Source organism: Pseudonocardia sp. DSM 110487 (assembly GCF_019468565.1).
GTDB lineage: Bacteria > Actinomycetota > Actinomycetes > Mycobacteriales > Pseudonocardiaceae > Pseudonocardia.
This window is the reverse complement of the sequence record NZ_CP080521.1, coordinates 4329536-4352763: the sequence shown is the minus strand read 5'-3', so window position 1 is coordinate 4352763 and position 23228 is coordinate 4329536. Positions and strand designations below refer to the sequence as shown.

Annotated in this window: 25 protein-coding genes; 14 read left to right on the top strand and 11 right to left on the bottom strand. The window is 72.1% G+C overall.

The genetic code is table 11. From position 1 onward, the window contains the following. Positions 1–39 precede the first annotated feature (39 nt). From K1T35_RS20240 to K1T35_RS20225, 4 genes are read left to right on the top strand one after another with little or no spacing between them, the layout of a single operon-like run. Entirely contained in the window at positions 40–1164 is a 1125-nt protein-coding gene (locus tag K1T35_RS20240) for an acyl-CoA dehydrogenase family protein (RefSeq protein WP_220261685.1), read from the top strand. Beyond that, positions 1161–1988, top strand: a complete 828-nt coding sequence (locus K1T35_RS20235; protein ID WP_220261684.1) for an enoyl-CoA hydratase family protein — start codon at positions 1161–1163, stop codon at positions 1986–1988. Before K1T35_RS20240 ends, K1T35_RS20235 begins: the two co-directional genes overlap by 4 nt. After that, complete coding sequence (locus K1T35_RS20230) at positions 1988–2737, top strand: SDR family NAD(P)-dependent oxidoreductase (RefSeq protein ID WP_220261683.1); 750 nt, start codon at positions 1988–1990, stop codon at positions 2735–2737. Before K1T35_RS20235 ends, K1T35_RS20230 begins: the two co-directional genes overlap by 1 nt. Beyond that, a complete protein-coding gene (locus tag K1T35_RS20225; RefSeq protein ID WP_220261682.1) occupies positions 2734–3132 on the top strand; it encodes a RidA family protein in 399 nt (132 codons plus the stop codon). The genes K1T35_RS20230 and K1T35_RS20225 overlap by 4 nt, the downstream gene beginning before the upstream one ends. A 19-nt stretch (positions 3133–3151) precedes the next feature. Here the strand turns inward: K1T35_RS20225 and K1T35_RS20220 are convergent, their stop codons facing one another. Continuing rightward, entirely contained in the window at positions 3152–3973 is an 822-nt protein-coding gene (locus K1T35_RS20220) for a PaaX family transcriptional regulator C-terminal domain-containing protein (protein WP_220261681.1), read from the bottom strand. 37 nt (positions 3974–4010) lie between these two features. Here K1T35_RS20220 and K1T35_RS20215 point away from each other — a divergent pair, with 37 nt between their 5' ends. From K1T35_RS20215 to K1T35_RS20200, 4 genes are all read left to right on the top strand, one after another. Next, on the top strand, positions 4011–5027 hold the full coding sequence (locus K1T35_RS20215) for a DUF4185 domain-containing protein (RefSeq protein ID WP_255622331.1): 1017 nt from the start codon (positions 4011–4013) through the stop codon (positions 5025–5027). Positions 5028–5161: 134 nt separating this feature from the next. After that, complete coding sequence (locus K1T35_RS20210) at positions 5162–5614, top strand: pyridoxamine 5'-phosphate oxidase family protein (protein ID WP_220261679.1); 453 nt, start codon at positions 5162–5164, stop codon at positions 5612–5614. A 22-nt stretch (positions 5615–5636) separates the two neighbouring features. Continuing rightward, positions 5637–6449: a bifunctional 2-polyprenyl-6-hydroxyphenol methylase/3-demethylubiquinol 3-O-methyltransferase UbiG gene (locus K1T35_RS20205; protein WP_220261678.1), complete on the top strand. Its 813-nt coding sequence runs from the start codon at positions 5637–5639 to the stop codon at positions 6447–6449. Between the two features lie 81 nt (positions 6450–6530). Continuing rightward, positions 6531–7181 carry a response regulator transcription factor gene (locus K1T35_RS20200; RefSeq protein ID WP_220261677.1) on the top strand — a complete coding sequence of 217 codons (651 nt, stop codon included), beginning with the start codon at positions 6531–6533 and terminating at the stop codon, positions 7179–7181. Position 7182: 1 nt separating this feature from the next. On the opposite strand, the gene K1T35_RS20195 is transcribed toward K1T35_RS20200, so the two are convergent. Continuing rightward, entirely contained in the window at positions 7183–7698 is a 516-nt protein-coding gene (locus K1T35_RS20195) for a flavodoxin-like domain-containing protein (RefSeq protein ID WP_220261676.1), read from the bottom strand. A gap of 204 nt (positions 7699–7902) precedes the next feature. Between K1T35_RS20195 and K1T35_RS20190 the strand changes: the two genes are divergently transcribed. After that, positions 7903–8892: an NAD(P)H nitroreductase gene (locus tag K1T35_RS20190; RefSeq protein WP_220261675.1), complete on the top strand. Its 990-nt coding sequence runs from the start codon at positions 7903–7905 to the stop codon at positions 8890–8892. Positions 8893–8898: 6 nt separating this feature from the next. Here the strand turns inward: K1T35_RS20190 and K1T35_RS20185 are convergent, their stop codons facing one another. From K1T35_RS20185 to K1T35_RS20175, 3 genes are read right to left on the bottom strand one after another with little or no spacing between them, the layout of a single operon-like run. Beyond that, positions 8899–10014, bottom strand: coding sequence for an acetate/propionate family kinase (locus K1T35_RS20185; RefSeq protein ID WP_220261674.1), 1116 nt, complete (start codon positions 10012–10014; stop codon positions 8899–8901). Continuing rightward, positions 10014–12395, bottom strand: coding sequence for a phosphoketolase (locus K1T35_RS20180; RefSeq protein ID WP_370645515.1), 2382 nt, complete (start codon positions 12393–12395; stop codon positions 10014–10016). The genes K1T35_RS20185 and K1T35_RS20180 overlap by 1 nt, the downstream gene beginning before the upstream one ends. A 46-nt stretch (positions 12396–12441) precedes the next feature. Continuing rightward, positions 12442–13461 carry an AraC family transcriptional regulator gene (locus tag K1T35_RS20175; RefSeq protein WP_220261673.1) on the bottom strand — a complete coding sequence of 340 codons (1020 nt, stop codon included), beginning with the start codon at positions 13459–13461 and terminating at the stop codon, positions 12442–12444. A gap of 123 nt (positions 13462–13584) precedes the next feature. On the opposite strand from K1T35_RS20175, the gene K1T35_RS20170 reads away from it, so the two are divergent. Then, positions 13585–14448, top strand: a complete 864-nt coding sequence (locus K1T35_RS20170) for a dioxygenase (RefSeq protein ID WP_220261672.1) — start codon at positions 13585–13587, stop codon at positions 14446–14448. Further along, positions 14438–15490, top strand: a complete 1053-nt coding sequence (locus K1T35_RS20165) for a maleylacetate reductase (RefSeq protein ID WP_220261671.1) — start codon at positions 14438–14440, stop codon at positions 15488–15490. Before K1T35_RS20170 ends, K1T35_RS20165 begins: the two co-directional genes overlap by 11 nt. 33 nt (positions 15491–15523) lie before the next feature. Here the strand turns inward: K1T35_RS20165 and K1T35_RS20160 are convergent, their stop codons facing one another. The 6 genes from K1T35_RS20160 to K1T35_RS20135 form a co-directional block, all read right to left on the bottom strand. Continuing rightward, positions 15524–15907 carry a hypothetical protein gene (locus K1T35_RS20160; protein WP_220261670.1) on the bottom strand — a complete coding sequence of 128 codons (384 nt, stop codon included), beginning with the start codon at positions 15905–15907 and terminating at the stop codon, positions 15524–15526. 173 nt (positions 15908–16080) lie between these two features. Then, the gene (ptsP, locus tag K1T35_RS20155; protein WP_220261669.1) at positions 16081–17754 is read right to left on the bottom strand and encodes a phosphoenolpyruvate--protein phosphotransferase; all 1674 of its coding nucleotides are present in this window, start codon (positions 17752–17754) and stop codon (positions 16081–16083) included. Positions 17755–17797: 43 nt separating this feature from the next. Next, a complete protein-coding gene (locus K1T35_RS20150) occupies positions 17798–18085 on the bottom strand; it encodes a biotin/lipoyl-containing protein (protein WP_220261668.1) in 288 nt (95 codons plus the stop codon). Further along, the gene (locus tag K1T35_RS20145; RefSeq protein ID WP_370645514.1) at positions 18082–19011 is read right to left on the bottom strand and encodes an alpha-ketoacid dehydrogenase subunit beta; all 930 of its coding nucleotides are present in this window, start codon (positions 19009–19011) and stop codon (positions 18082–18084) included. Before K1T35_RS20145 ends, K1T35_RS20150 begins: the two co-directional genes overlap by 4 nt. A 65-nt stretch (positions 19012–19076) precedes the next feature. After that, positions 19077–20078 carry a thiamine pyrophosphate-dependent dehydrogenase E1 component subunit alpha gene (locus K1T35_RS20140; protein WP_255622327.1) on the bottom strand — a complete coding sequence of 334 codons (1002 nt, stop codon included), beginning with the start codon at positions 20076–20078 and terminating at the stop codon, positions 19077–19079. Between the two features lie 102 nt (positions 20079–20180). Continuing rightward, positions 20181–21137 (bottom strand): sugar-binding transcriptional regulator, encoded by a 957-nt coding sequence (locus tag K1T35_RS20135; protein ID WP_220261665.1) that lies wholly within the window; start codon positions 21135–21137, stop codon positions 20181–20183. Between the two features lie 97 nt (positions 21138–21234). Here K1T35_RS20135 and K1T35_RS20130 point away from each other — a divergent pair, with 97 nt between their 5' ends. The 3 genes from K1T35_RS20130 to K1T35_RS20120 all read left to right on the top strand — a co-directional run bounded on the left by K1T35_RS20130 (position 21235) and on the right by K1T35_RS20120 (position 23216). Next, positions 21235–21501: an HPr family phosphocarrier protein gene (locus K1T35_RS20130; protein WP_220261664.1), complete on the top strand. Its 267-nt coding sequence runs from the start codon at positions 21235–21237 to the stop codon at positions 21499–21501. Positions 21502–21594: 93 nt separating this feature from the next. After that, positions 21595–22239, top strand: coding sequence for a PTS glucitol/sorbitol transporter subunit IIC (locus K1T35_RS20125; RefSeq protein ID WP_220261663.1), 645 nt, complete (start codon positions 21595–21597; stop codon positions 22237–22239). Further along, positions 22236–23216 carry a PTS glucitol/sorbitol transporter subunit IIB gene (locus K1T35_RS20120; RefSeq protein WP_220261662.1) on the top strand — a complete coding sequence of 327 codons (981 nt, stop codon included), beginning with the start codon at positions 22236–22238 and terminating at the stop codon, positions 23214–23216. Before K1T35_RS20125 ends, K1T35_RS20120 begins: the two co-directional genes overlap by 4 nt. The last annotated feature ends 12 nt before the right edge of the window (positions 23217–23228 follow it).

The window sequence follows — 23228 nt, the reverse complement described above, 5'->3', positions numbered from 1 at the left end:
TGTTTGACGGCCGTTGTCAATACGACATACGATGCCGGGATGGAGCAGGTCGCCTACACCGATCGCGTCCGCAGGCTCACGACCGAGCACCTCGTCCCGCTCACCCGCGAGGACGGCCGGATCAACCGCCCGCTCGTGTCCGCCATGGGCGACCTCGGGCTGCTCAGGGACTTGTACGGCGGCCGCCCGGACGAACCGCCCCGCGACGCCGCGGCGATGCAGCTGTGCCTGCTGCGCGAGACCATCGCCGCGATCTGCCCCGAGGCCGAGACCGCGCTCGCCCTGCAGGGGCTGGGCAGCTACCCGATCCTGCAGTCGGGCACGGCCGCAGCCGTCGACCGCTGGATCCCGGGCGTGGTGAAGGGCGACGTCGTCGCGGCGTTCGCGCTCACCGAACCGGGCGCCGGATCCGACGCCGCGGCGCTGTCGCTGCGCGCCGAGGCCGACGGCGATGGCTGGCGCCTCACCGGGGAGAAGCTCTGGATCTCCAACGCGCCCGACGCGGACGTCTACACCGTGTTCGCCCGGACGTCCGGCGCCGGAGCGCGGGGCGTCACCGCCTTCGCCGTGGCAGGCGACTCCCCCGGTCTGTCCGGCGAGCACCTCGACATGCTCTCGCCGCACCCGATCGGCAGCCTCATGTTCGACGGGGTGCGCGTCGAACGAGCCGACGTGCTCGGCGAGGTCGACGCCGGATTCCGGGTGGCCATGCGCACGCTCGACCTGTTCCGGCCGAGCGTCGGTGCGTTCGCCGTGGGTATGGCGCAGGCCGCGCTCGACGCCACGATCAGCCACGTCACCAGCCGCGAGGCCTACGGCGGGCCCCTGTCGGCGCAACAGGCGGTGGCGCACGCGATCGCGGACATGGCCACCGACCTGGAGGCCGCGCGGCTGCTCGTCCACGCCGCCGCCCGCGCCTACGACGCCAGTGCCGAGCGGTCCACTGTCACCCGCTCCGCGGCGATGGCCAAGCTGTTCGCCACCGAGGCCGCGGGGCGCATCGTCGACCGGTGTGTGCAGCTGCACGGCGCCCGTGCGCTGCAGCGGGGCCACCCGCTCGAACACCTCTACCGTGACGTCCGGGCGCCCCGCATCTACGAGGGCGCCTCGGAGGTCCAGCGCACGATCATCGCTCGCGAGATCCTGGGGAGGACCAACAGGTGAGCCGCTTCCGCGCCTCGGCGCCGCTGACCACCGACTGGGAGCACTTCGACTTCGCGGTCGACGGGCCGGTCGCCACGGTCACCCTCAACCGCCCCGAGAAGCTCAACCCGCTGACGTTCGAGTCGTACTCCGACCTGCGCGACCTGCTGACCGAGCTGCCGCACCACGATGGCGTCACGGTGCTGGTGATCCAGGGCGAGGGCCGCGGCTTCTGCGGCGGGGGCGACGTCAACGAGATCATCGGCGAGCTGCTGAAGATGCGGGCGGCCGACCTGATGCGCTTCACCAAGATGACCGGCGACGTCATCAGGGCCATGCGCGAGTGCCCGATCCCGATCATCGTGAAGATCCAGGGCATCGCCGCGGGCGCCGGTTCGGTGATCGCCCTCGCCGCCGACTTCCGGATCGTCGGTGCGTCCGGGCGGTTCGCGTTCCTGTTCACCAAGGTGGGGCTCTCCGGCGGCGACATGGGCGCGGCCTACCTGCTCCCCCGCGTCGTCGGGCTCGGCCGGGCCACGCAGCTGCTCATGCTCGGCGACACGATCGACGCGCCCACCGCCGACCGGTACGGGCTCGTGTCGGAGCTCGTGCCGGACGAGGAGCTCGACGACGCGGTGGCCGCCCTCGCGGCCCGGCTCGCGTCCGGCCCGACGCTGGCGTTCGCGCAGACGAAGTCGCTGCTCACCCGCGAGCTCGACATGCCGCTCTCGGCGGCGATGGAGCTCGACGCGATGACCCAGGCGCTGCTCATGACCACGGAGGACCACGCCGAGTTCCACGCGGCATTCAACGCCAAGCGCAAGCCCGAGTGGAAGGGGCGGTAGTGGCGGTCGCCATCGTCACGGGAGCCGGGCAGGGGATCGGCCTGGCGACGGCACGGCGGCTCTCCGAGGCCGGCTATCGCACCGTGCTGGTCGGCCGCGACCGCGCCAAGCTCGACAAGGCGGCCGCGGAGATCACCGGCCCGACCCTGTGCGTCGAGGCCGACCTCACCGTGCCCCAGCAGGTCGAGGGCCTGTTCGCCACCGTCGAGGAGACATGGGGCTGGGCTGAGGTGCTCGTTGCGAACGCCGGCACCTCCCTCGCCGCGCCCATCACGCAGACCACCGACGACCAGTGGCAGCAGATGCTCGACACGAACCTGACGGCGCCGTTCCGGTGCATCCGCCGCGCGCTCCCCCCGATGCTCGCGGCCCGCCGCGGACGCATCGTGGTGATCGCGTCCGTGGTCGCGAAGCGCGGCGAACGGCTGGTCGGCGCGTACACGGCCAGCAAGCACGGCGTGCTCGGGCTGGTCCGCGCCGTGGCCGACGAGGTGGCCCGCCACGGGGTCACCGCCAACGCCGTGTGCCCCGGCTATGTCGACACGCCCATGACCGACGCGACGGTGGCCGCCATCGCCGACCGGATGGCGACCTCCGAGGAAGAGGCAAGGGCCGTGCTCGAACGGCGGCAGCCGATCCACCGATTGGTCCAGCCCGACGAGGTCGCGGCGGCCGTAATCTCCTGCGTGCAGAACGGCGCGATCAACGGACAGGGCATCAACGTGGACGGAGGTGCGGTTCAGTCATGACGTTCGAGCGCATCAACCCGCCACTGCTCGCCAGACCGCGGGGCTTCAGCCACGCCGTCGTCACCGACCGGCGGCGGACCGTCTACCTCGCGGGGCAGACGGCGCTCGGCCGGTCCGGGACGATCGTGGGCGACGACATCGTCACGCAGTTCGAGCAGGCCCTGCTCAACCTCCTGCAGGCGCTCAGCGCGGCGGGCGGTTCGGGCGACGACCTCACCAGCGTCACGATCTACATCGTCGACATGGAGGCCTACCAGGCCCACTCCCGGGAGATCGGGAAGGTCTGGCAGCGCCTCGTCGGCACCGAGTACCCCGCCATGGCAGGGCTCGGCGTGGCGCGGCTGTGGGACAAGGCTGCGCTCATCGAGATCCAGGGTGTCGCCGTTCTCGATTGATCCCGACCTGCGAGATTCATCAGGCGTGGATCGCGGTCAGCGCGTGCTCACGGGCCGGGGCGCGGAGCAGCGCGTCGAGGTCGCCGAAGAGGTCCGCCGCCCGTCCTCCGTTCCACCCCTCGGGCAGCAGGTCGGGCGGCAGGCCGGGGTCGAGGTACGGGAGACGGCGCCAGACCGTCAGCATCGGCACGTAGATCTCGAACGCGGTGCGGGGGGCGTTCTCGCAGCGCTTCCAGCGGGCCTGCGCGTCGGAGAACTGGTCGAGGAACTCCGTGTACCGGGCGTTGATGCCGTCGAGGTCCCACCAGCGCGCCACCCGCTCAGGCAGGGCGCTGAAGCCCTCGTGGTGGGCCGTGAACAGGTCCACGTAGGAGGAGAGCCCGCGCCGCCGCAGCGTGCGGCCGACCTCGTCACGCAGGTGGCCGGGGGCGACCCACACGCCGGGCGCGGCCGTGCCGAACCCCATACCCGCGAGCGTGGTGCGCAGCGTGTGCCGCTTCTCCCGCTCCGATTCCGGGATGGAGAACACGACGAGCACGAATCCGACAGCACTGCCATCTGCGGCGTCGACCTGCCGCCGGTCGAAGATCCGCGTGTCGCCCTCTCGGAGCACCTCGAGTGCGCTCTCCGACAGCGCGTAGCCCGCGGCCCGCTCCGGCTTCATCGCCACGAGCACGCCGCGGCGCTTCAGCCGCGAGATCGACGAACGGACGCCGGCGGAGTCGACGCCGAGGTCCCCCATCAGCCGCACCACGGAGCCGACCGACATCCAGTTGTGCTCGTCGCGCGCGTACAACCCGTACAGCGTCAGGATCAGACGGCGCGGGGCGAGCTCTGCCATGGCGGCAACTCTAGGGAGGAGGAGGCAGGATGGCTGCGTGACGGAGCGGCTCGCCACCAAGATCGCCGACCTCACCGGGCCGGGCATCACCGACCGGTTCGGTGTCGGCGGCACCGACCTGGGCACCACCGCCACCGCACCGCAGGGACACCTCGTCTCGGTGTTCGGCGACACGTTCCGGCAGGCAGGCGTCGGAGGGCCCGGCTGGCGGTCCCCCGTCGTGCTGTTCGCCGATCCTGCGAGCGTCGCGGCCGGGCTGCGCTGGACCGGCGCGGCCGGGCGCCGCGGCGCCGCCCGCCAGGTGGTGCGGTACATCCACCACGGCTGGCGCCGCCACGGGTGGCGCCTCCGGCGCGTGACGACGGTCCTCCCCACCGACGTGATCACCGTCGGGGACGACATGTACCTGCACGTCATGGTGTGCCGCGAGCTGGGCAACGTGCGCTGGACGGAGCTGCACCGCTCCCGCGACGGCGGCCGCACGTGGCGGCCCACCGGCACCCGCTGGCCCGCCGACCTGCACGACGGCCTGTTCCAGATGCTCACGTGGGAACGCGGCACCGACGGCTGGGTGTACGCCCTGACCACCGGCTTCCAGCGCGAACACGGCCTGCTGCTGCACCGGGTGCCCGAGACCGAGCTGACCGACCCTGCCGCATGGCAGACCTGGGGCATCGCCGACGATCGCTGGGGATGGGGAAACCCGCCCACCCTCGTGCTGCCGGGCCGGTTCGGGGAGCTGTCGCTCCGCCGTCTCCCCGACGGGCACTGGCTGCTGTCGGCCTTCGACGCCGGGCGCTACCGCATCGACGTCCGGGTGCTGGAGGGGCCGACGGCCGACCTGCACCGCGCGCCGCTGGCGACAGTTCTGCGCGGCTGCGACTGGGACTGCGAGGACCACGCCGGCGGGCACGTGGCGCAGCTCTACGGCGGGTACGTGCTGCCCGGCTCGACGCTGCACGAACTGCACCTCGCGGTGAGTCAGTGGAACACCGCGACCGGCTGGCCGTACCGGGCGATGCAGTTCCAGGCCGACATCTCGCAGCTGCCCTGATCGAGCGCACCCCGGGCCTCTGCGAGATCGAACTCGGGCCGGAGGGGACCTTCGGCCCTGTCCGGATCGCCGCCGTCGGCGCATCGTCGGGGGCCGCGCATCGAACGGCCGCGCATCGAAACGGGGGACAGCCAGTGACAGCCGCAACGGACGGGGCGGCGATCGTCGAGCTGGCCGAGCTCGACAAGGCCGAATGCCTTCGCCTGCTCGCCGGGCACGAGATCGGGCGGGTCGTGTTCACCGACGCGGCCCTCCCTGCCGCCCAGCCCGTCACCTACCTCCTCGACGACGAGGAGATCGTCTTCCGCACCAGCGGCGGGGGCAAGCTGGCCGCCGCCACGAGGAACGCGGTGGTGGCGTTCCAGGTGGACCGGATCGACACCGACACGCGCACGGGATGGACGGTGCTCGGCGTCGGCCAGGCCTACGAGGTGGTCGTGCCGGACCGGCTGGCCGAGCTCGCCGAGCGGATGCCGACTCCGTGGGCGCCCAACCGCACGGCCCACACGATCGCCATCCCCCTGCAGCGGCTGAGCGGGCGCAGGCTGGTGGTGCCCGGCCCGGAGATACGCAACCCCGCGGGATGACCCGGGAGGGCACGATGGCGGGATGGCCGCCCCGCATCGACGCGACCTCGGTCGCGTGTTCGACGAAGTGCCGGAGCTCTACGACCGGGTCCGCCCTGGGTACCCCGACGAGCTCTTCGCGGACCTCGTCGCCATCACCGGCATCGGCGACGGGGCGGCGGTGCTCGAGGTGGGGTGCGGCACCGGCCTTGCCACGCGCTCGCTGGCCCGGCTCGGGGGCTCCGTGACCGCGGTCGAGCCGGGCGCCGGGATGTCCGCGCTCGCCCGGCACCGGCTCGCCGCCTTCCGCAACGTCGATGTGGAGTCCTCGACGTTCGAGGAGTGGGACGACCGCGGACGGCGCTTCGACGTCCTCGTGGCCGCGTCGGCGTGGCACTGGGTCGACCCGTCGATCGGCTGGCGGCGGGCCCACGAGGTGCTCCGCCCCGGAGGTTGGATCGCGTTGCTCGGCCACGTCGTCGTCCGCAGGCCGGGTGAGCCGGAGGTGTACGCGGAAACCGCCGACGTCCACGAGCGGTTCTCCCCCGGGAACCCCGGCTGGGGTCACCCACCGCTCGAGGACGACGTGCGCGCGGCCGACGGAGGTTGGGGACCGGTCGAGGATCCGGGCGACCTGTTCGGCCCGGTGATCACGCGCTGGTACCCGACCGTCCAGAGGTTCGACGGGGCAGGCTTCGCCGACCACCTCCGCTCGACGTCGCTGTACCGCGGGCTCGACCATCACGTGCGCGAGCCCCTGCTCGACGCGGTCGCCGACCGCATCCGCACCCGGATGAACGACCGAGCGGCACGCCGCTATCTGAGCGTCCTGCGCGTCGGACAGCGCGCGGAGTGAGATGTGCGGGATTCACGTGCGGCGACGGGGTCGACACGCCCCGTACCGTCGTAGTGTCACGGCCGCTGACGAGGAGACGACGTGCCCACCACCGTGTTCCTGCTCGACGACCACGAGATCGTCCGCCGGGGTATCGCGCAGCTCCTCGAGTCCGCTGACGACATCACCGTCGTCGGCGAAGCCGCGACGGCCGCTCAGGCCCTCGCCCGCATCCCGGCGCTGCGCCCCGACGTCGCGATCCTCGACGTCCGGCTCCCCGACGGCGACGGCGTCAGCGTCTGCAGGGACATCCGCTCGGCCATCTCGCCGCCGCCGGCCTGCCTGATGCTCACGTCGTACTCCGACGACGAGGCGCTCTTCGGCGCGATCATGGCCGGCGCGGCGGGCTACCTGCTCAAGCAGGTCACGGGCGTCGACCTCGTCGGCGCCGTCCGCGCCATCGCCGCGGGCGGCTCCCTGCTCGACTCGAGGGCCACCGCGGTGGTCCTCGAACGCCTCCGCAAGGGCGACGAGCCCTCCGATCCCCGGTACGCCTCCCTCAGCCCGCAGGAGAAGCGCATCCTCAGCCTGATCGCCGACGGCCTCACCAACCGCCAGATCGGCGCCGAGCTCTTCCTCGCCGAGAAGACCGTCAAGAACTACGTCTCCTCGCTGCTGCACAAACTCGGCTTCACCCGCCGCACGGAGGCCGCCGTCTACGCCGCCGGCCTGCGCAAGGAGAACGGCGCCTGAGTCACCGGCGGGACTCGAGCGCAGCGGCCACCCACGTGCCCCACAGTCGCGCCCGTTCGGTCTCTCCCTCGAGCAGCGGTCCCGAGGTTCCGCTCACCCAGAAGCTCTCCGGCCGCACGATCGTCCGGGCGCCGAGCCTGCGCAGCCGCCGCTCGGCCCCGTGGGCGGCCGATCCGGGCAGGTGCGGCCGGTCCACCTTGGTGTCGAACGCCACGACGGGCAGCCCGTCCCGCGGCCGCAGGTCCTCCAGCCACTCGCGCAATCCGGCGCCGCGGGAGACGAGCGCGTGACCGGCCTGCCTCGCCGCGTCCTCGCGGGTGATGGGCCGGGTCAGGCCGAACGCGTGCGTCGGCCCCCCGACCACGAGCAGGTCGAGGTCGTCGGGTGGGTCCGTCGGGGCCGCACCGACCTCGACGACGTCGACGTCCATACTCGACCGCAGGCCGTCGGCGACAGCGTGCGCGATCTCCTCGGTGTTACCGAACGTCGACTCGAACACGACCATCGCCCGGCTCATCGCGTCCCCCTCGGTACGACGCGCCAGCGTCCGCCGCGGCCGGTCCGGTGGACAGAGCACATCGTCCCCCGTCGAGCGGGCTCCCGGCCCTGATCCGCGGGACCCTCGCCCGCTGCCACCCGCCCTCGGACGGCGGGAGGGTTGCGGCGTCGGGAAAACGGCCGCCGAAGCGCCGCCCCCCGCCGAGCCCGACGAGGAGCAGCGATGACCATCAACGGCCGCCACATCGACCAGCGCACCGTGCGGAGCGCGCTCGCGCTCGCCGCTGCCGCCCCCTCGGTGCACAACAGCCAGCCGTGGCGGTGGGTCGTCGGTCCGCACACCATCCACCTCCACGCGGACCTCGCCCGCTGGCTGCCCGCCACCGACGCCGACGGCCGCGACATGATCGTGAGCTGCGGGGCGGCACTGCACCACGCGCGGGTGGCGCTCGCGGCCGCGGGACTCGCGAGCTCGGTGCACCGGATGCCGAACCGCGACGAGCCGGACCACCTGGCGGCCGTGGCGCTGCACCCCCGTCCCGCCGACGACACCGACCTCACCCTCGCCGCGGCGATCCTGCGCAGGCGGACCGACCGGCGCCGGTTCACCGACTGGGAGGTGCCCTCCGCGTTCATCGACGAGCTGAGCGAGCGCGCCGCCGAGCAGGGCGCCCTGCTCCGCCCGGTGACGGCAGCCCGGTCACGGGGACGACTGCTCGAGGCGATCCAGGCGGCGGCGGAGGCCCAGGAGTCGAACGTCGCCTACCTCGCCGAGCGCGCGATCCGGACCGGCTGCCACGCCGACGTCGAGGGCATCCCGGCCGTCAACCTGCTGCGGGACGCGGTCGTGAGCGGCGGCGGGACGGCCATGCAGTTCAGCGACGGCCTCGTCGAGCAACCATCCGACGGCGCCCCCGACGGCGCGCTCCTGACCGTGCTGGCCACGGGATCGGACGACCCCCTCTCCCAGCTCCGGGCAGGCGAGGCGCTCAGCGCGGTGTTGCTGCACGCCACCGAGCTCGGCCTCGCGACGTGCCCGCTGAGCCGGCCCCTCGAGGTCGGTACGAGCAGGCGCACCGTGCGGGACGAGGTGCTCGAGGGCACCGCGGCACCCCAGCTCGTTCTCCGTGTCGGCTGGGCACCGCTCGGCAGTCCGGTGCGACCCACCCCGCGCCGGCCGATCGACGACATGATCAAGCAGTTCGCGCTGTAGGAGCCCTCATGAGCCGCGCCGTGCTGTGCTGAGGTGGTCCACGACCTGGCGGGCGATCTCGAGGTCCTCGCGCGCGGTGACGACGACCGTGCGCACGGCGGCGTCCGCCGCCGAGATGTCGGCGTCCTCCGATGCGGCCTCGTTCCGACCGGCATCCAGCCGCACCCCGAGATAGGCCAGCCGATCGGCGACCCGCTCACGCACGAGCGGCGCGTGCTCGCCGACACCACCGGTCATCACCAGCACGTCGAGCCCGCCAACCGCGGCCGTCATCGCGGCGATCTCGCGGCACAGCTGGTGGACGAACACGTCGAACGCCAGAGCGCAGTCCGGGTCGCCTGCGGCGCGGCCCGCCAGCACGTCGCGCAGGTCACCCGACGTGCCCGAGAGGCCCTTCAGCCCTGAGCGCTTCTCGAGCGCATCGTTCAGCTCGTCGACGGGCACGCCGCCGTGCTGCAGCAACCACATGAGCAGGCCGGGGTCGACGTCCCCTGAGCGGGTGACCATCACGAGCCCCGCCAGTGGCGTGAAACCCATCGTCGTGTCCCGGCTGACGCCGTCGCGGACGGCGGCCAGCGATGCTCCGGCGCCGAGGTGGCAGGACACCGTCCGGGCGCTCGGGCCGTCCGGGAGGCCCGCGAGCTCGCCGGCCCGCCGTGTCGCGTAGGCATGGGAGAGGCCGTGGAAGCCGTAGCGGCGCAACTGCCACCGCGCGTTCCACTCGCGGGGCAGCGCGTAGGTGTGTGCCTCGGCGGGCAACGTGGTGTGGAAGGCGGTGTCGAAGCAGGCCAGCGCCGGGGTCTGCGGCAGCACCTCGGCCACGGCGCGGATCCCCGCGATCGCGCGCGGGTTGTGCAGCGGCGCGAGGTCGCGGATCGAGTCCAGGTAGTCGATCAACTCCCTGTCGACGCGCGCGGGCTCGGAGTACCGCGGCCCGCCGTGCACGACGCGGTGGCCGACCGCGTCGATCCTGCCGGCGTCGGAGAGGAATCGCTCCACCGGATCGAGGTGACCGTGGCCCTCCCAGCGCTCGATCGTGGCGGCGGTCTCGACGCGCCCGTCCCGGGTGAGGACCGACAGCTTCAGGCTGCTCGACCCGGTGTTGACGACGAGCACCCTCATCACGCCCGCTCCCACTTCCACTCGGCGACCTCGGGCATGTCCTCGCCGTGCGTGCGCACGTACTGCCGGTGCTCGATCAGGGTGTTCTTCAGCCGTTCCCGGTAGTGGCCCGCGATCGGGCGCAGCCGGGGCACCCGGTCGATGACGTCGATGGCGATGTCGAACCGGTCGATGCGGTTGCGCACGCACATGTCGAACGGCGTGGTGGTGGTGCCCTCTTCCACGTACCCGCGCACGTGCAGGTTGTGGTGGTTGGCGCGGCGGTAGGTCAGCCGGTGGATCAGCCACGGGTACCCGTGGTAGTTGAAGATCACCGGCTTGTCGGCGGTGAACAGCGCGTCGAACTCCCGGTCCGACAGCCCGTGCGGGTGCTCCCGGTCGTCCTGCAGCCGCATAAGGTCCACGACGTTCACCACGCGCATCCGCAGGTCCGGGAAGAAGCCGCGCAGGATGTCGACGGCGGCGAGCGTCTCCATCGTGGGGACGTCTCCCGCACAGCCCAGCACCACGTCGGGCTCGCCGCCGGCATCGGTGCTGGCCCAGTCCCATATCCCGATGCCCTTGGTGCAGTGCACGATCGCGTCGGGCATGTCGAGGTACTGCGGCTGCACCTGCTTGCCCGCCACGACCACGTTGACGTACTGGCGGCTGCGCAGGCAGTGGTCCACGGTGGAGAGCAGCGTGTTGGCGTCCGGGGGCAGGTACACCCGGATGACGTCCGACTTCTTGTTCACCACGTGGTCGATGAACCCCGGGTCCTGGTGGGAGAACCCGTTGTGGTCCTGCCGCCACACGTGGCTGGTCAGCAGGTAGTTGAGGGAGGCGATCGGCCGCCGCCACGGGATCGCGTTCGAGGTCTTCAGCCACTTGGCGTGCTGGTTGAACATCGAGTCGACGATGTGGACGAAGGCCTCGTAGCAGGAGAACACCCCGTGCCTGCCGGTCAGGAGGTAGCCCTCCAGCCAGCCCTGGCAGGTGTGCTCGGAGAGGATCTCCATCACCCGCCCGTCCACGGCGAGGTCGACGTCGTCGGGCTGGATCCGGGCGTCCCACGTCCGGCCGGTCACCTCGAGCACCGCGTCGAGCCGGTTGGAGTTGTTCTCGTCCGGGGAGAAGACCCGGAAGTCGGTCATGTTGTCGCGCATGACGTCGCGCAGGAAGGTACCCAGCACCTTCGTCGACTCGGCCGTCCCACCGCCCGGCCGTTCCACCGGGACGGCGTAGTCGCGGAAGTCGGGCATCCGCAGGTCGCGCAGCAGGAGACCGCCATTGCTGTGCGGGTTGGCGCTCATCCGCCGGTCACGCGCCGGGTGCAGGTCGCGGATCTCGGGAACGGGAGCCCCGGTGGCGTCGAACAGCTCCTCCGGCCGGTAGCTGCGCATCCACTCTTCCAGCACGGCCCGGTGCGACGCGTCGCCGCGTGCGTTGGCGAACGGCACCTGGTGCGAGCGGAACGAGCCCTCCACCTTCAGCCCGTCGACGGTCCCCGGGCCGGTCCAGCCCTTCGGCGAACGCAGGACGATCATCGGCCAGCGGGGACGTTCTGGCGTGCCGGCCCGCCGGGCCCTTTCCTGGATCTCGGCGATCTCGTCGAGGCAGCGGTCCAGGGTGGCGGCGAACTCCTGGTGCATCCGCGCCGGATCGGCGCCCTCGACGACGTACGGGGTGTAGCCGTAGCCGCGCAGCAGCTGCTCCAGCTCCTCCGGTTCGATCCGGGCCAACACCGTGGGGCTCGCGATCTTGTAGCCGTTGAGGTGCAGGATCGGCAGCACGGCCCCGTCGCGGCGGGGGTCCACGAACTTGGTGGAGTGCCAGCTGGTGGCGAGCGGTCCGGTCTCGGCCTCCCCGTCGCCGACGACCGCCGCGACGATCAGATCGGGGTTGTCGAACGCGGCACCGTACGCGTGCGAGAGCGAGTAGCCGAGCTCACCGCCCTCGTGGATCGACCCCGGCGTCTCCGGGGCCACGTGGCTGGGGATCCCGCCGGGGAACGAGAACTGCGTGAACAGCCGCTTCATCCCGGCCTCGTCCTGGGAGACATCGCCGTAGACCTCGCTGTAGGTCCCTTCCAGCCATGCCGCGGCCACCGGTCCCGGCCCGCCGTGGCCGGGCCCCATGACGTACATGACGTCCAGGTCGCGCTCCACGATGCAGCGGTTGAGGTGCGCGTAGACGAAGTTGAGACCAGGCGTGGTGCCCCAGTGCCCCAGCAGGCGGGGCTTGACGTGCTCCGGGCGCAACGGCTCGCGCAGCAGCGGGTTGTCCATCAGGTAGATCTGGCCGACGGACAGGTAGTTCGCCGCCCGCCACCACGCGTGGATCCGGTCGAGCTGCCCCGCGTCCAGCGGGCCCTCCACGTCCTGCATCGTGCCCGCCTGCATCGTGCCCACGTCTGTTCCCACCCTCCGTCGACGTCCCACTGCGGATCTACCCGGCTGACGGCGGTGGCAAGCGGGCGCGGCCTCGGGAGGAGGACAACGGCCAGGGGGTGATACGTGACGCGGTCTCCGATGGCAGCACGCCGAACCGCTCCCGGTAGGCGCTCGCGAACCGGCCGAGGTGGGTGAACCCCCAGCGGTGGGCCGCCTCGGTGACCCCGGCCGTCCCGGCCCGCAACTCGCCGTGGACCCGGTCGAGCCGAACCGAGCGCAGGTACTCCATCGGCGTGCTGCCGAGGTGCTCGCGGAACGCCTCCTGCAGCCGCCGGGCACTCACGCCTGCCACGCGGGCCAGGTCACCGACCGTGTAGGGCTCCTGAGGGTCGCCCTGTACGAGGTCGATCACGCGCCGCACGGACCGGGGCGTCGCCGGGGTTCCCCCACCCTGCAGTGCCTCGGTGTAGCTGTGCCGGTGGGCGAGCAGCAGGCCGGTGGCGAGCAACCGCTCGTGGTACGCGCGCACAGCAGGGCGTCCGATCAGCCCGTCCGGGTTGTCGAGCTCGGACAGCAGCAGGTCGAGCGAGGCCCGCCACGCCCGCCCGGCGGGAGAGGTCAGGTCGAACTCCAGGTCGAACTCGAGCGGAGCCCGGACCGGGTGTCCGAGCAGCGCCTCCAGCTCGGCGTCGACCAGATCGCGGTCGACCCGGATCCCGAGCTGCGCCGCGCCCTCCGCGCAGTGCGTGAGCCGGTGGGTGCGGTGCGGGGCGAACACGGTGGCCTCGCCTGCGGTGGAGACCGTCTCGGCGTCGTCGGTCGCGGAGGCGATCCGGCCGGCGAGGGTGACGTTGACGTGGTAGCCGGCGCCCGTCCGGCCGGGGTCGACGAGGGTCGGCCGGCCGAACCGCATCACCCCGACGGTGAGGTGCTCGGTGCGGACACCGCGCAGCAGCCCGACGTCGGCGCGTGCGGGGCCGAGCGGCTCGACCCGAGCCGGGTAGTAGAGCGCGTTGAGCTCGTGGCGGAACTCATCGAAGCCGGCACGCTCGCAGATGGAGTGCCCGGCCAACACGGTCGCGGATTCCGGCCACCGATCGCGCGAAGCGGCTGTCCGGCGGGTGGCACGGCGACCTAGCGTGGACGCCGACCCGGCTGTACGCATGGCACGCACCTCCCCTTTCCGCAGGAGCCAAGGATGGACCTGACCTCCGAGAGCACCACCGCAGCGGTTGTCGAGAGCTTCACCGATACGGCGGACCCACGCCTGCGGGAGATCCTCCAGGAGCTCGTGCCACACCTGCACGACTTCGTCCGCAAGGTACGTCTGACGCTGCCCGAATGGGAGGCGGCGATCGACTTCCTCACCGCCGTCGGGCAGAAGTGCGACGCCAACCGGCAGGAGTTCATCCTGCTCTCGGACGTGCTCGGCATCTCGATGCTGGCCGAGACGATCAACGGCCAGGAGGCCGGAACGGAGAGCACCGTGCTCGGGCCGTTCCACGTGGTCGCCTCTCCCGAGCGGGAGAACGGCGACAGCATCGACCTCATCGGCGGAGCCGACCCGTGCGTCGTCACCGGACGCGTCCTCGGCACCGACGGCACCCCGCTCGCCGGTGCCACCGTCGACGTGTGGCAGTGCAGCGAGGACGGGTTCTACGACGTCCAGCAGCCCGACGTGCAGCCACTCGGCAACGGGCGGGGCCTCTTCCACACCGACGCCGATGGCCGCTTCGCCTTCCGCACGGTGGTGCCGAGCCACTACCCGATCCCGACGGACGGCCCGGTCGGCAAGCTGCTCCTCGCCACCGGACGCCACCCGTTCCGCCCCGCCCACATCCATTTCATCGCCGCCGCTCCGGCACACCGGACGCTGACCACCCACATCTTCGTGGCCGGCAGCCCCTACCTGGACTCCGACGCCGTCTTCGCCGTCAAGAAGAGCCTGATCGCCGACTTCACGGAGGTCGACGACCCCGAGCAGGCGCGCCGGCACGGGGTGGAGAACCCGTTCAAGAGCGCGTCGATCGACCTCGTCCTGGAGCCGGACCATGTGGGATGAGTTCGTCTACCAGTCCCTGCCGATGCGGGTCGTCTTCGGCGCCGGGACCTCGGCTCGCCTCGGCGAGGAGGTGGACCAGCTCGGCCTGACCCGCGTACTCGTCCTGTGCACTCCTGAACAGGAAGCGCTCGGCAGGCGGGTCGCCGACGGGCTCGGATCGCGGGCCGCCGGCGTCTACCCCCACGCCCGGATGCACGTGCCGGTCGAGGTGGCGGCCCGGGCGCGCGAGGCGGCCGCGGAGCTGGGCGCCGACGGCTGCGTCGCCGCCGGTGGGGGGTCCACGATCGGCCTGGGGAAGGCGATCGCCCTCGAGCACGGGCTCCCCGTCATCGCGGTGCCCACCACCTACGCGGGCTCGGAGATGACCCCGATCTGGGGGGTTACGCAGGACGGCCGCAAACGCACCGGACGGGACCCGGCCGTGCTCCCCCGCAGCGTCGTCTACGACCCCGAACTCACGCTCACCCTGCCCGTCCCGCTGTCGGTCACCAGCGGTTTCAACGCGGTGGCGCACGCCGTCGAAGGCCTCTACGCGCCGGACGCCTCACCGATCATCTCGCTGATGGCGCGCGAGGGCGCGCAGGCCATCCTCGAGGCGTTGCCGCTCGTGGCCGCCCGGCCAACGGACCTCGCGGCACGCACGCGCGCCCAGTACGGCGCATGGTTGTGCGGCGCGGTGCTCGGCGCCACCACGATGTCACTGCACCACAAGCTCTGCCACGTGCTGGGCGGCACCTTCGACCTGCCGCACGCCGAGGTCCACACCGTGGTGCTCCCGCACGTCGTCGCGTTCAACGCCCCGGCCTGCCCCGCGCTGACCTCCCTGCTGGGCGCGGACCCCGGCGGTGCGCTGTGGGACCTCGCGACGAAGCTCGGCGCCCCGCGCTCGCTCGCCGAGCTGGGGCTGCCCGCTTCCGGCATCGCCGAGGTCGTCCGGCAAGCCACCGCCTCTCCGTACGCCAACCCACGCCCGGTCACGGCGGACGACCTCACAAGGCTCGTCGAGGCCGCTCGTCACGGCGAGCGCCCCACGGTGTCCTGAACGACCTGGGACTTCACATATCCCGCCCGGACCTCACACAGGGCCGGCCTTGTGTGAGGTCTGGGCAGGGTGTGTGAAGTGGCTGCGAGGCCCGCTTCGCGTTGACGAGGCGCGGATCAGCAGCCTCCACTCCTGGACGATCTCGGCGGGCTTGCGGAGCAGGCCCAGCGGCAGGTAGTGGAAGACGAAGTCGACCGGGCGCTCCTTCGCGTGGCGCAGCATCTTCCCCGGCTTGCCTGCGAGGCGGACCTCGAGGTCCCGCAGGTAGCGCTCCAGGAGGATGTCCGGTCGCGGCGCCACCACCGTGTCGCACTCCGAGCACGTGATGCAGGCGATGATCGTGCCGAGGTACACCACCGCGTGGGCCCGCTCGCTCCCGCAGCGGTGGCACTGCAGGGAGACGACGTAGCGCTGCATGGTGGCTCCCTAGTGGCCCGGACCGGGAGCCCGGTGCATGAATCGGCGGATCCAGGTTTTCGCTGGGTGTGCCGGCGGGCCGGCCTCGTACCGGGCGTACTCGGCCGGTTCGCCGGTGCGCCCAGCGGGAAGCTGGGCCGTCGAGTCATGTGGTGGGCTCCCGGTCCGGGCCACTAGATCAGGGCCAGCAGGTCTGGGGACGCGAGGCGGCGCACGCTCTCGCGGGCGGACACGGCGTCGTCGGCCTCCCGAGCGGCCTTCGCCATGCCCCGGCATTCGTCGAGCGTGTGCGTGCTCAGGGCGTGGCGGACGGGCGGGAGGCACGCCGGGGCCATCGACAGGCTCGTGAGCCCCAGCCCGACGAGCACGAGCGCCAGCAGCGGGTCGCCCGCCGCCTCGCCGCAGACGCCGACCGGGCGGCCGGTGCGGCGGCCGCCGTCGGCGACCGCGGCGACGAGGTCGAGCAGTGCGGGCTGCCAGATGTCGAGGAGGTCGGCGAGTGCGGACTCGGTGCGGTCGGCCGCGAACGCGTACTGGGCGAGGTCGTTCGTGCCGATGCTGACGAAGTCGCAGCGCTCGAGGAGCTGGGTGGCCCGCAGCGCGGCGGCCGGCACTTCGACCATCGCGCCGACGGTCGATAGCCCGAACGCGCGGGCCTGCCCGGCGAACTCTGCAGCCTCGGCAGGCGTGGACACCATCGGCGCCATCACCCACACCTCGGCTGAGCAGGCCGATGCCGCTTCGGCGATGGCCATGAGCTGGTCGGTCAGCAGCTCGGGCTGGCGCCGGGCCACGCGCAGGCCGCGCACGCCGAGCGCCGGGTTCGCCTCGTGGGCGTGGCCGACGAACGGCAGCGGTTTGTCCGCGCCCGCGTCCAGGGTGCGGATCACGACCTTCCGGCCGGCGAAGGCCTCGAACACGGCGCGGTAGGCCTCGATCTGATCCTTCACCGGCGGTGCCGTGGCCCGGCCGAGGTAGAGGACCTCGGTGCGGAACAGTCCCACCCCCTCGGACGGCACATCGGCAGCCGCCCTCGCGTCGGCCACCGTGCCGACGTTGACCAGCAGGGCGACCGGGGTCCCGTCGGCCGTCCGGCCCGGTCCGGAGGGCTCCGGCATCGCCGCGCGGGAAGCGGCGCGCGCGGCGATGCCGGCGAGAACGCTCTCCGGTGGGTCGACCGTGATCTCCCCTGCGGACCCGTCGACGACCACGCTCGCGCCCTCGACGAGGCCCGCGACGTCCGGGCAGGCGACGACGGCCGGGATGCCGAGCTGCTTGGCGAGGATCGCGGTGTGGCTGGTCGGCCCGCCGAGCTCGGTGACGAAACCGAGCACCTGGTCGCGGTCGAGCGTGGCCGTGTCGGCCGGCGCGAGGTCGCGGGCCACGAGAATCGACGGCCTGCGCAGGAGCGGGACCCCAGGCATCCTCGCCCCGGTGAGCAGCGCGACGGCGCGGCACCGGATGTCCTCGATGTCGGCGACGCGCTCGCCGAGGTAGCCGCCCATCCCGCGGAGCACCTCGGCGTAGGAGATCAGCCCCTCGTGGACGGCGCGGGCCGCCGTGCGCCCGTCGGCGACGAGATCGGCGACCTGTTCGTGGAGCTCGGGGTCCTCGGCCATCATCGCCTGCGCCTCGAGCACCTCCTCGGCGTCGCCCCCGGCGGCCGCTCCGCGCGCCCTCAGGAACTCGGCGACGCCCGCGAGCGCGGCGCCGGCCCGCGCGGCCTCCGCACCAGGGTCCTCGACGGTGGCACCCGCGGGAGGGTCCGGCGGCGGGGGCGCGAGCCGGGCGACGGGCCCGGCCACCGCGCCTGGGCTCACTCCGATCCCGCGCAGGACCTCGTGCATGCGTTGCTCCTCGTCGGTGAGGGGCTGGCTGGTGGGGACCAGGTCAGCCGAGCAGTTCGTCCAGGTCGCCGAGGCCGTCGTCATCGCTGCTGTCGACGTAGCCGAGCGGTTCACCGACGGGGACGACGTCGCCCTCCTCGGCGGTCAGGCGCGTCACCGTGCCCGACACCTCCGACTCGATCTCCATCTCCACCTTGTCCGTCATGACGACCGCCACCGGCATGCCCTTGGTGACCGTATCCCCCGGGGCGACGAGCCAGCTGCCGAACTCGCCCTCCTCCATGGTCATGGACAGCTTCGGCATCCGGATCGGCGTCTCGGCCACGATCATGCCCCCTTCCGGAGTTGGCGGGCCGCGGCGACGATGTCCGGCACCTGCGGCACGGCCGCCTTCTCGAGCTCGGGCGCGTACGGCATCGGCACGTCGAGGCCGCAGAGCCGCACGACCGGAGCCTTCAGCGCGTGGAACGTGTCGGACTCGGCGATCCGGGCGGCGATCTCGGCCGCGAAGCCGCCGGTGCGCGGGGCCTCCTGCACCAGCAGCGCCTTGCCGGTGGCCGCCACCTCGGCGAGGATCGTCGCCTCGTCCAGGGGGGTGATCGTGCGCGGGTCGACGACCGTGGCCTCGATGCCCTCTGCGGCGAGCTCTTCGGCGGCGGCGAGCGAGCGGCCGACCATCACCGAGGTCGCGACGATCGTGAGGGCGGTCCCCCGCCTGCGGACGGCGGCGGCGCCCAGCGGCACGTGGTGGCCGGGCGGCACCGGTCCTCGCTCCTTGTAGAGCAGCTTGTGCTCCAGGACGAGCACCGGGTTCGGGTCGGCCACGGCCGCGCGGAGCAGGCCCATGGCGTCGGCAGGCGTCGCGGGCATGACGACCTTCAGCCCGGGGACGTGCGCGAACCACGCCTCCAGGCTCTGCGAGTGCTGCGCCGCCGCGCCTGTGCCGGATCCGGCGGGCGCGCGGATGACGAGCGGCACCTGCGCCGCCCCGCCGAGCATGAAGTGGATCTTCGCGGCCTGGTTGACGATCTGGTCCATCGCGCAGGTGACGAAGTCGGAGAACTGCAGCTCGACGACCGGCCGCATGCCGCACAACGCCGCGCCCACCCCGGCGCCGACGATCGCGATCTCGGAGATCGGCGTGTCGCGGACCCGCTCGCGGCCGAACCGTTCGAGCAGGCCGGTGGTGACGCCGAACGCGCCGCCGTAGACGCCGATGTCCTCCCCCATGAGGAAGACCCGCTCGTCGGTGTCCATGAGGTCCGCGAGGGTCTCCCGGACGGCCTCGGCGTAGGTCAGCTCGCGTACGTCGGTCGTGGCCGTCACGCCGGCACCTCCGCGTGGACGGCCCCCGCATAGACGGCACCGAGAAGGACGTCGCGGCCGGCCAGTGCGGGCGGCGCGGCGTTCGCGGCGCGGATGGCCTCGCGAACGTCGTGGGTCGCCTCCTTGCGGGCGGCCTCGATCTCGGCCTCGACGAGGCCCCCGGCGTCGCGGACCGCCTGCTCGAAGCGGGCGATCGGGTCGCGCGCCTGCCAGTCGGCGATCTCCTCGCGCGTGCGGTAGAGGTTCTTGTCGCTCTTCGAGTGGCCCTTCCACCGGTAGGTCACGTTCTCGACCAGCGTCGGCCCCGCACCCGCGCGCGCCCGGTCGACGGCCGCCGACACCGCCTCGTAGACCTCTTGCAGGTCGTTCCCGTCGACGGTGATCCCCGGGAAGCCGTAGGCGGCCGCCCGGCTCGCGATGTCCTCGATCGCGAACGCCTCGTCGGCCGACATCGACATCCCGTAATGGTTGTTTTCGCAGACGAACACCACTGGCAGCTCCCACACCGCCGCCAGGTTCGCGGCCTCGTGGAACGCGCCCTCGTTGGCGGCCCCGTCGCCGAAGAACGCGATCACGACGCGCCCCGTGCCGCCGAGCTTCTGGGCGAGCGCGGCGCCGGCCGCGATCGGGATGCCGCCGCCCACGATCCCGTTGGCACCGAGGTTGCCGGTGGCGACGTCGGCGATGTGCATCGAGCCGCCCCGCCCGCGGCAGTACCCGGTGTCCTTGGCGAGCAGCTCGGCCATCATCCGCGTCAGGTCGGCGCCCTTGGCGATGCAGTGGCTGTGGCCGCGGTGGGTGGAGGTGATCATGTCGTCCGGTCGCAGCGCGAGACAGGTGCCGACGGCGCTGGCCTCCTGGCCGATGGACAGGTGCATGGTGCCGTGCATGAGACCCCGGGCGAAGAGCTGGTCGACCGCTTCCTCGAACCGCCGGGCCGTCCACATGGTCCGCAACGCCCGGCGCGCCGCCTCCGGGTCCTTCGCGAGATCACGCAACGCCGCTCCCCTCGCAAACGCAACTTCGTGCGAATGAATCACGATGGTGCACATCTCTAGCACGCGTGACAACCGGCTGTAAAGGGTGCGGGTCGGGTGCGACTAGCGGGCGCGGGCCCCGCTGAGCAGGGCGTGGGCGAGCCCGGAATCGGTGATCAGCCCGTCGACGAAGCCGCCACGCAGCGCGCCCAGCACACCCGCGGCCTTCTCCGCGCCGGTGGCGACACCGACGACCATGGGGATGCGGCGCAGCTCCTCGAGCTCGACGGCGAGCACGCGGTCGTGCACGACACCGCCGATCGCCTTGCCGTCGGCGTCGAAGAACCGGCAGCAGGCGTCCCCCACCGGGTTCTCGGCCATGAACGTCGCGCGCTCCTCGTCCGTGAGCGCGAGGCCGTCGACGATGACGCTGCTGGAACCGATGCCCACCGAGCCGATCCCGACCATCGCGATGTCGGCGGACAGCGCCGATTCGAGGGCCTCGCGGATGGCCGGCTCGGCGAGCAGGGCGTCCCGCGCAGCCTCGGACCGCAGCAAGGCCGGGCCGTGCAGGTACCGGTAGGTCGCCCCGAGCCGGCCGGCCAGCTCGCGCACCAGCTCCTGCCCGGCGACGAGCGATGCGTCCACCGCCAGCCCGCCGACCAGCGGGACGACCTCGACGTCACGAGGCTTGTCGACGGCGACCGCCGCGACCATCGCCTGCAGCGAGGTGCCCCAGGACAGTCCGACGACCTGGCCGTCACGGACCGTCTCGTCGAGCCACTGCGCGGCGAGATCGCCTGCCGCCGCCACCACGTCGGCCCCTGGCCGGAACGCCGCGACCCGAACCTGCGTGAGCCCGAACGCGTCGCGCAGCGCCTGCTCCAGCTCCATCGCCCGTGCGGTCTGGTCGTGGACGCGGATCTCGACGACGCCCTGCGCCCGCGCCGCCGTGAGCATCCGCGAGACGTTCGATCGGCTCGTGCCCAGCACGCGGGCGATGTCGTCCTGCGAGCGGCCGTCCAGGAAGTACATCCGGGCCGCCTTGACCAGGGAACCACGATCACGTGGAGCAGGCATCGTCACCAAGTTCCTTGTCAATCACCGATGTGAGCATGGATAGTAGCCCACTACGTGAGCGATCTGCACAGATGTGCACAACCAACGGAGGTTGCCCATGACCGAACGGCAGGTCCGCATCGGATCGAAGGTCGGCCTGCACGCGCGGCCCGCGTCGTTGTTCGCCAAGGCCGTGGCCAAGGCGGGCGTCCCCGTGCAGATCGCGAAGGACGGGCAGCCGCCCGTCAACGCGCGGAGCCTGCTCAACCTCCTCACGCTGGGAGCGGCGCACGGCGACCTCGTCACACTTCGCGCCGAGGGCGAGAACGCCGACGCCACCCTCGACGCACTCGCGGCGATGCTGGAGCGCGAGCTGGACGCGTGACCTTGTGCTCCAGGTCTCACAGTGCTATCAACTCACAGCGCGCATATGTGAGGCGTCTGCACGTACGTGAAAATGGCCCACCGGAAGGCTCCCATGGACGTGACCTTTTCCCCGAGCCAAGCTCCCCCACCCCCGACCGACGGGGGCGACAACCCGATCCTCAACGCGATCATCTGGGCAGGCGAGCATTTCATCGGCGTCTTCAACGAGGCGGGCAAACAGTTCGCCGGGCTGGTGACCGGCATCCTCCCGACGCTGATCGTGCTGCTCACCGGCATGTATGCGCTGATCGCGTTCATCGGAGAGGACCGGGTGACGCGGGCCGTGCAGTGGTCGTCGCGCTGGTGGATCACCCGCTACACGGTCATGCCGGTGATCGCGGTCCTGATGCTGACCAACCCGATGTGCTACACGTTCGGCCGCTTCCTGCGCGAGCGGCACAAGCCCGCCTTCTACGACTCGGCGGTCTCCTTCGTGCACCCCGTCACCACGTTCTTCCCCTACGCCAACGCGGGCGAGCTCTTCGTCTGGCTCGGCGTCGCGAGCGGCGTGACGCAGCTCGGCCAGTCGACCGTGCCCCTTGCCGTGCGCTACTTCGCCGTCGGCATCGTCGTCATCCTCATCCGCGGCGTGGTCACCGAGCTGATCACCTCCTACCTCATCCGGCGGGCAGGCAAGACGGAGCTCTTCCGCGAGTTCGACGCCGAGTTCAGCACCGCGGGAGGTGCGGCGAAATGACCACTCACGAGGTCGCCTACCGCACCGTCACCGTGCGTCCAGGAGCCAACGGCTGGGGCCGCGGCCTCCAGCTGACGCCGACCCCCGAGCGGAACAAGGTCATCTCCGTGACCGGCGGCGGCATCCACGCCGTCGCGCAGCGGATCGCCGAGCTGTCCGGCGCCGAGGTCGTGGACGGCTTCCGCACCCGCGTGCCCGACGAGGAGGTACTCGCCGCTGTCATCAACTGCGGCGGCACGGCCCGGATCGGCGTCTACCCGCGCAAGCGGATCCCCACGATCGACGTCTACCCCGGCGAACCGGGTGGCCCGCTCGCGCAGTTCATCACCGAGGACATCTTCGTCTCCGCCGTCGGCCCCGACGAGGTGGAGCTGCTCGACGGGGAGCCCACCGAGGCCACCGCCGCACCCGTGGAGACGGCGGAGGCCGCCCCGCCGCCCGAGCCTGCGCCTCCGCGCGGTTTCCTCGTGAAGTTCGGCGGCGCGATCGGCCAGATCATCAACACCTTCCTCGCGGCCGGCCGGCAGTCGATCAACCTGACGCTGAACACGATCCTGCCGTTCATGGCGTACGTCAGCCTGCTGCTCGGCGTCGTCATCTACACCGGAATCGCCACGGCGATCGGCAACCTGCTCGCCCCGCTGTCCAGCAACCCGCTCGGCCTCATCGTGATCAGCGCCGTCGTCGCGCTGCCGTTCCTGTCGCCGATCCTCGGGCCGGGCGCGGCCGTGGCCCAGATCGTCGGCGTCCTGATGGGCACGCAGATCGCCACCGGCGCCCTGCCCGTTCAGTACGCCCTCCCCACCCTGTTCGCCATCGACGGCCAGGTCGGCTGCGACTTCGTCCCGGTGGGTCTCGGCCTCGGCGAGGCGAGGGTGGAGACGGTGGAGATCGGCGTGCCGGCCGTGCTGTTCAGCCGGCTCATCACCTCACCCCTGGCCGTGATCATCGCGTGGCTCGCGAGCTTCGGCTTGTGACTGAAAAGCTCG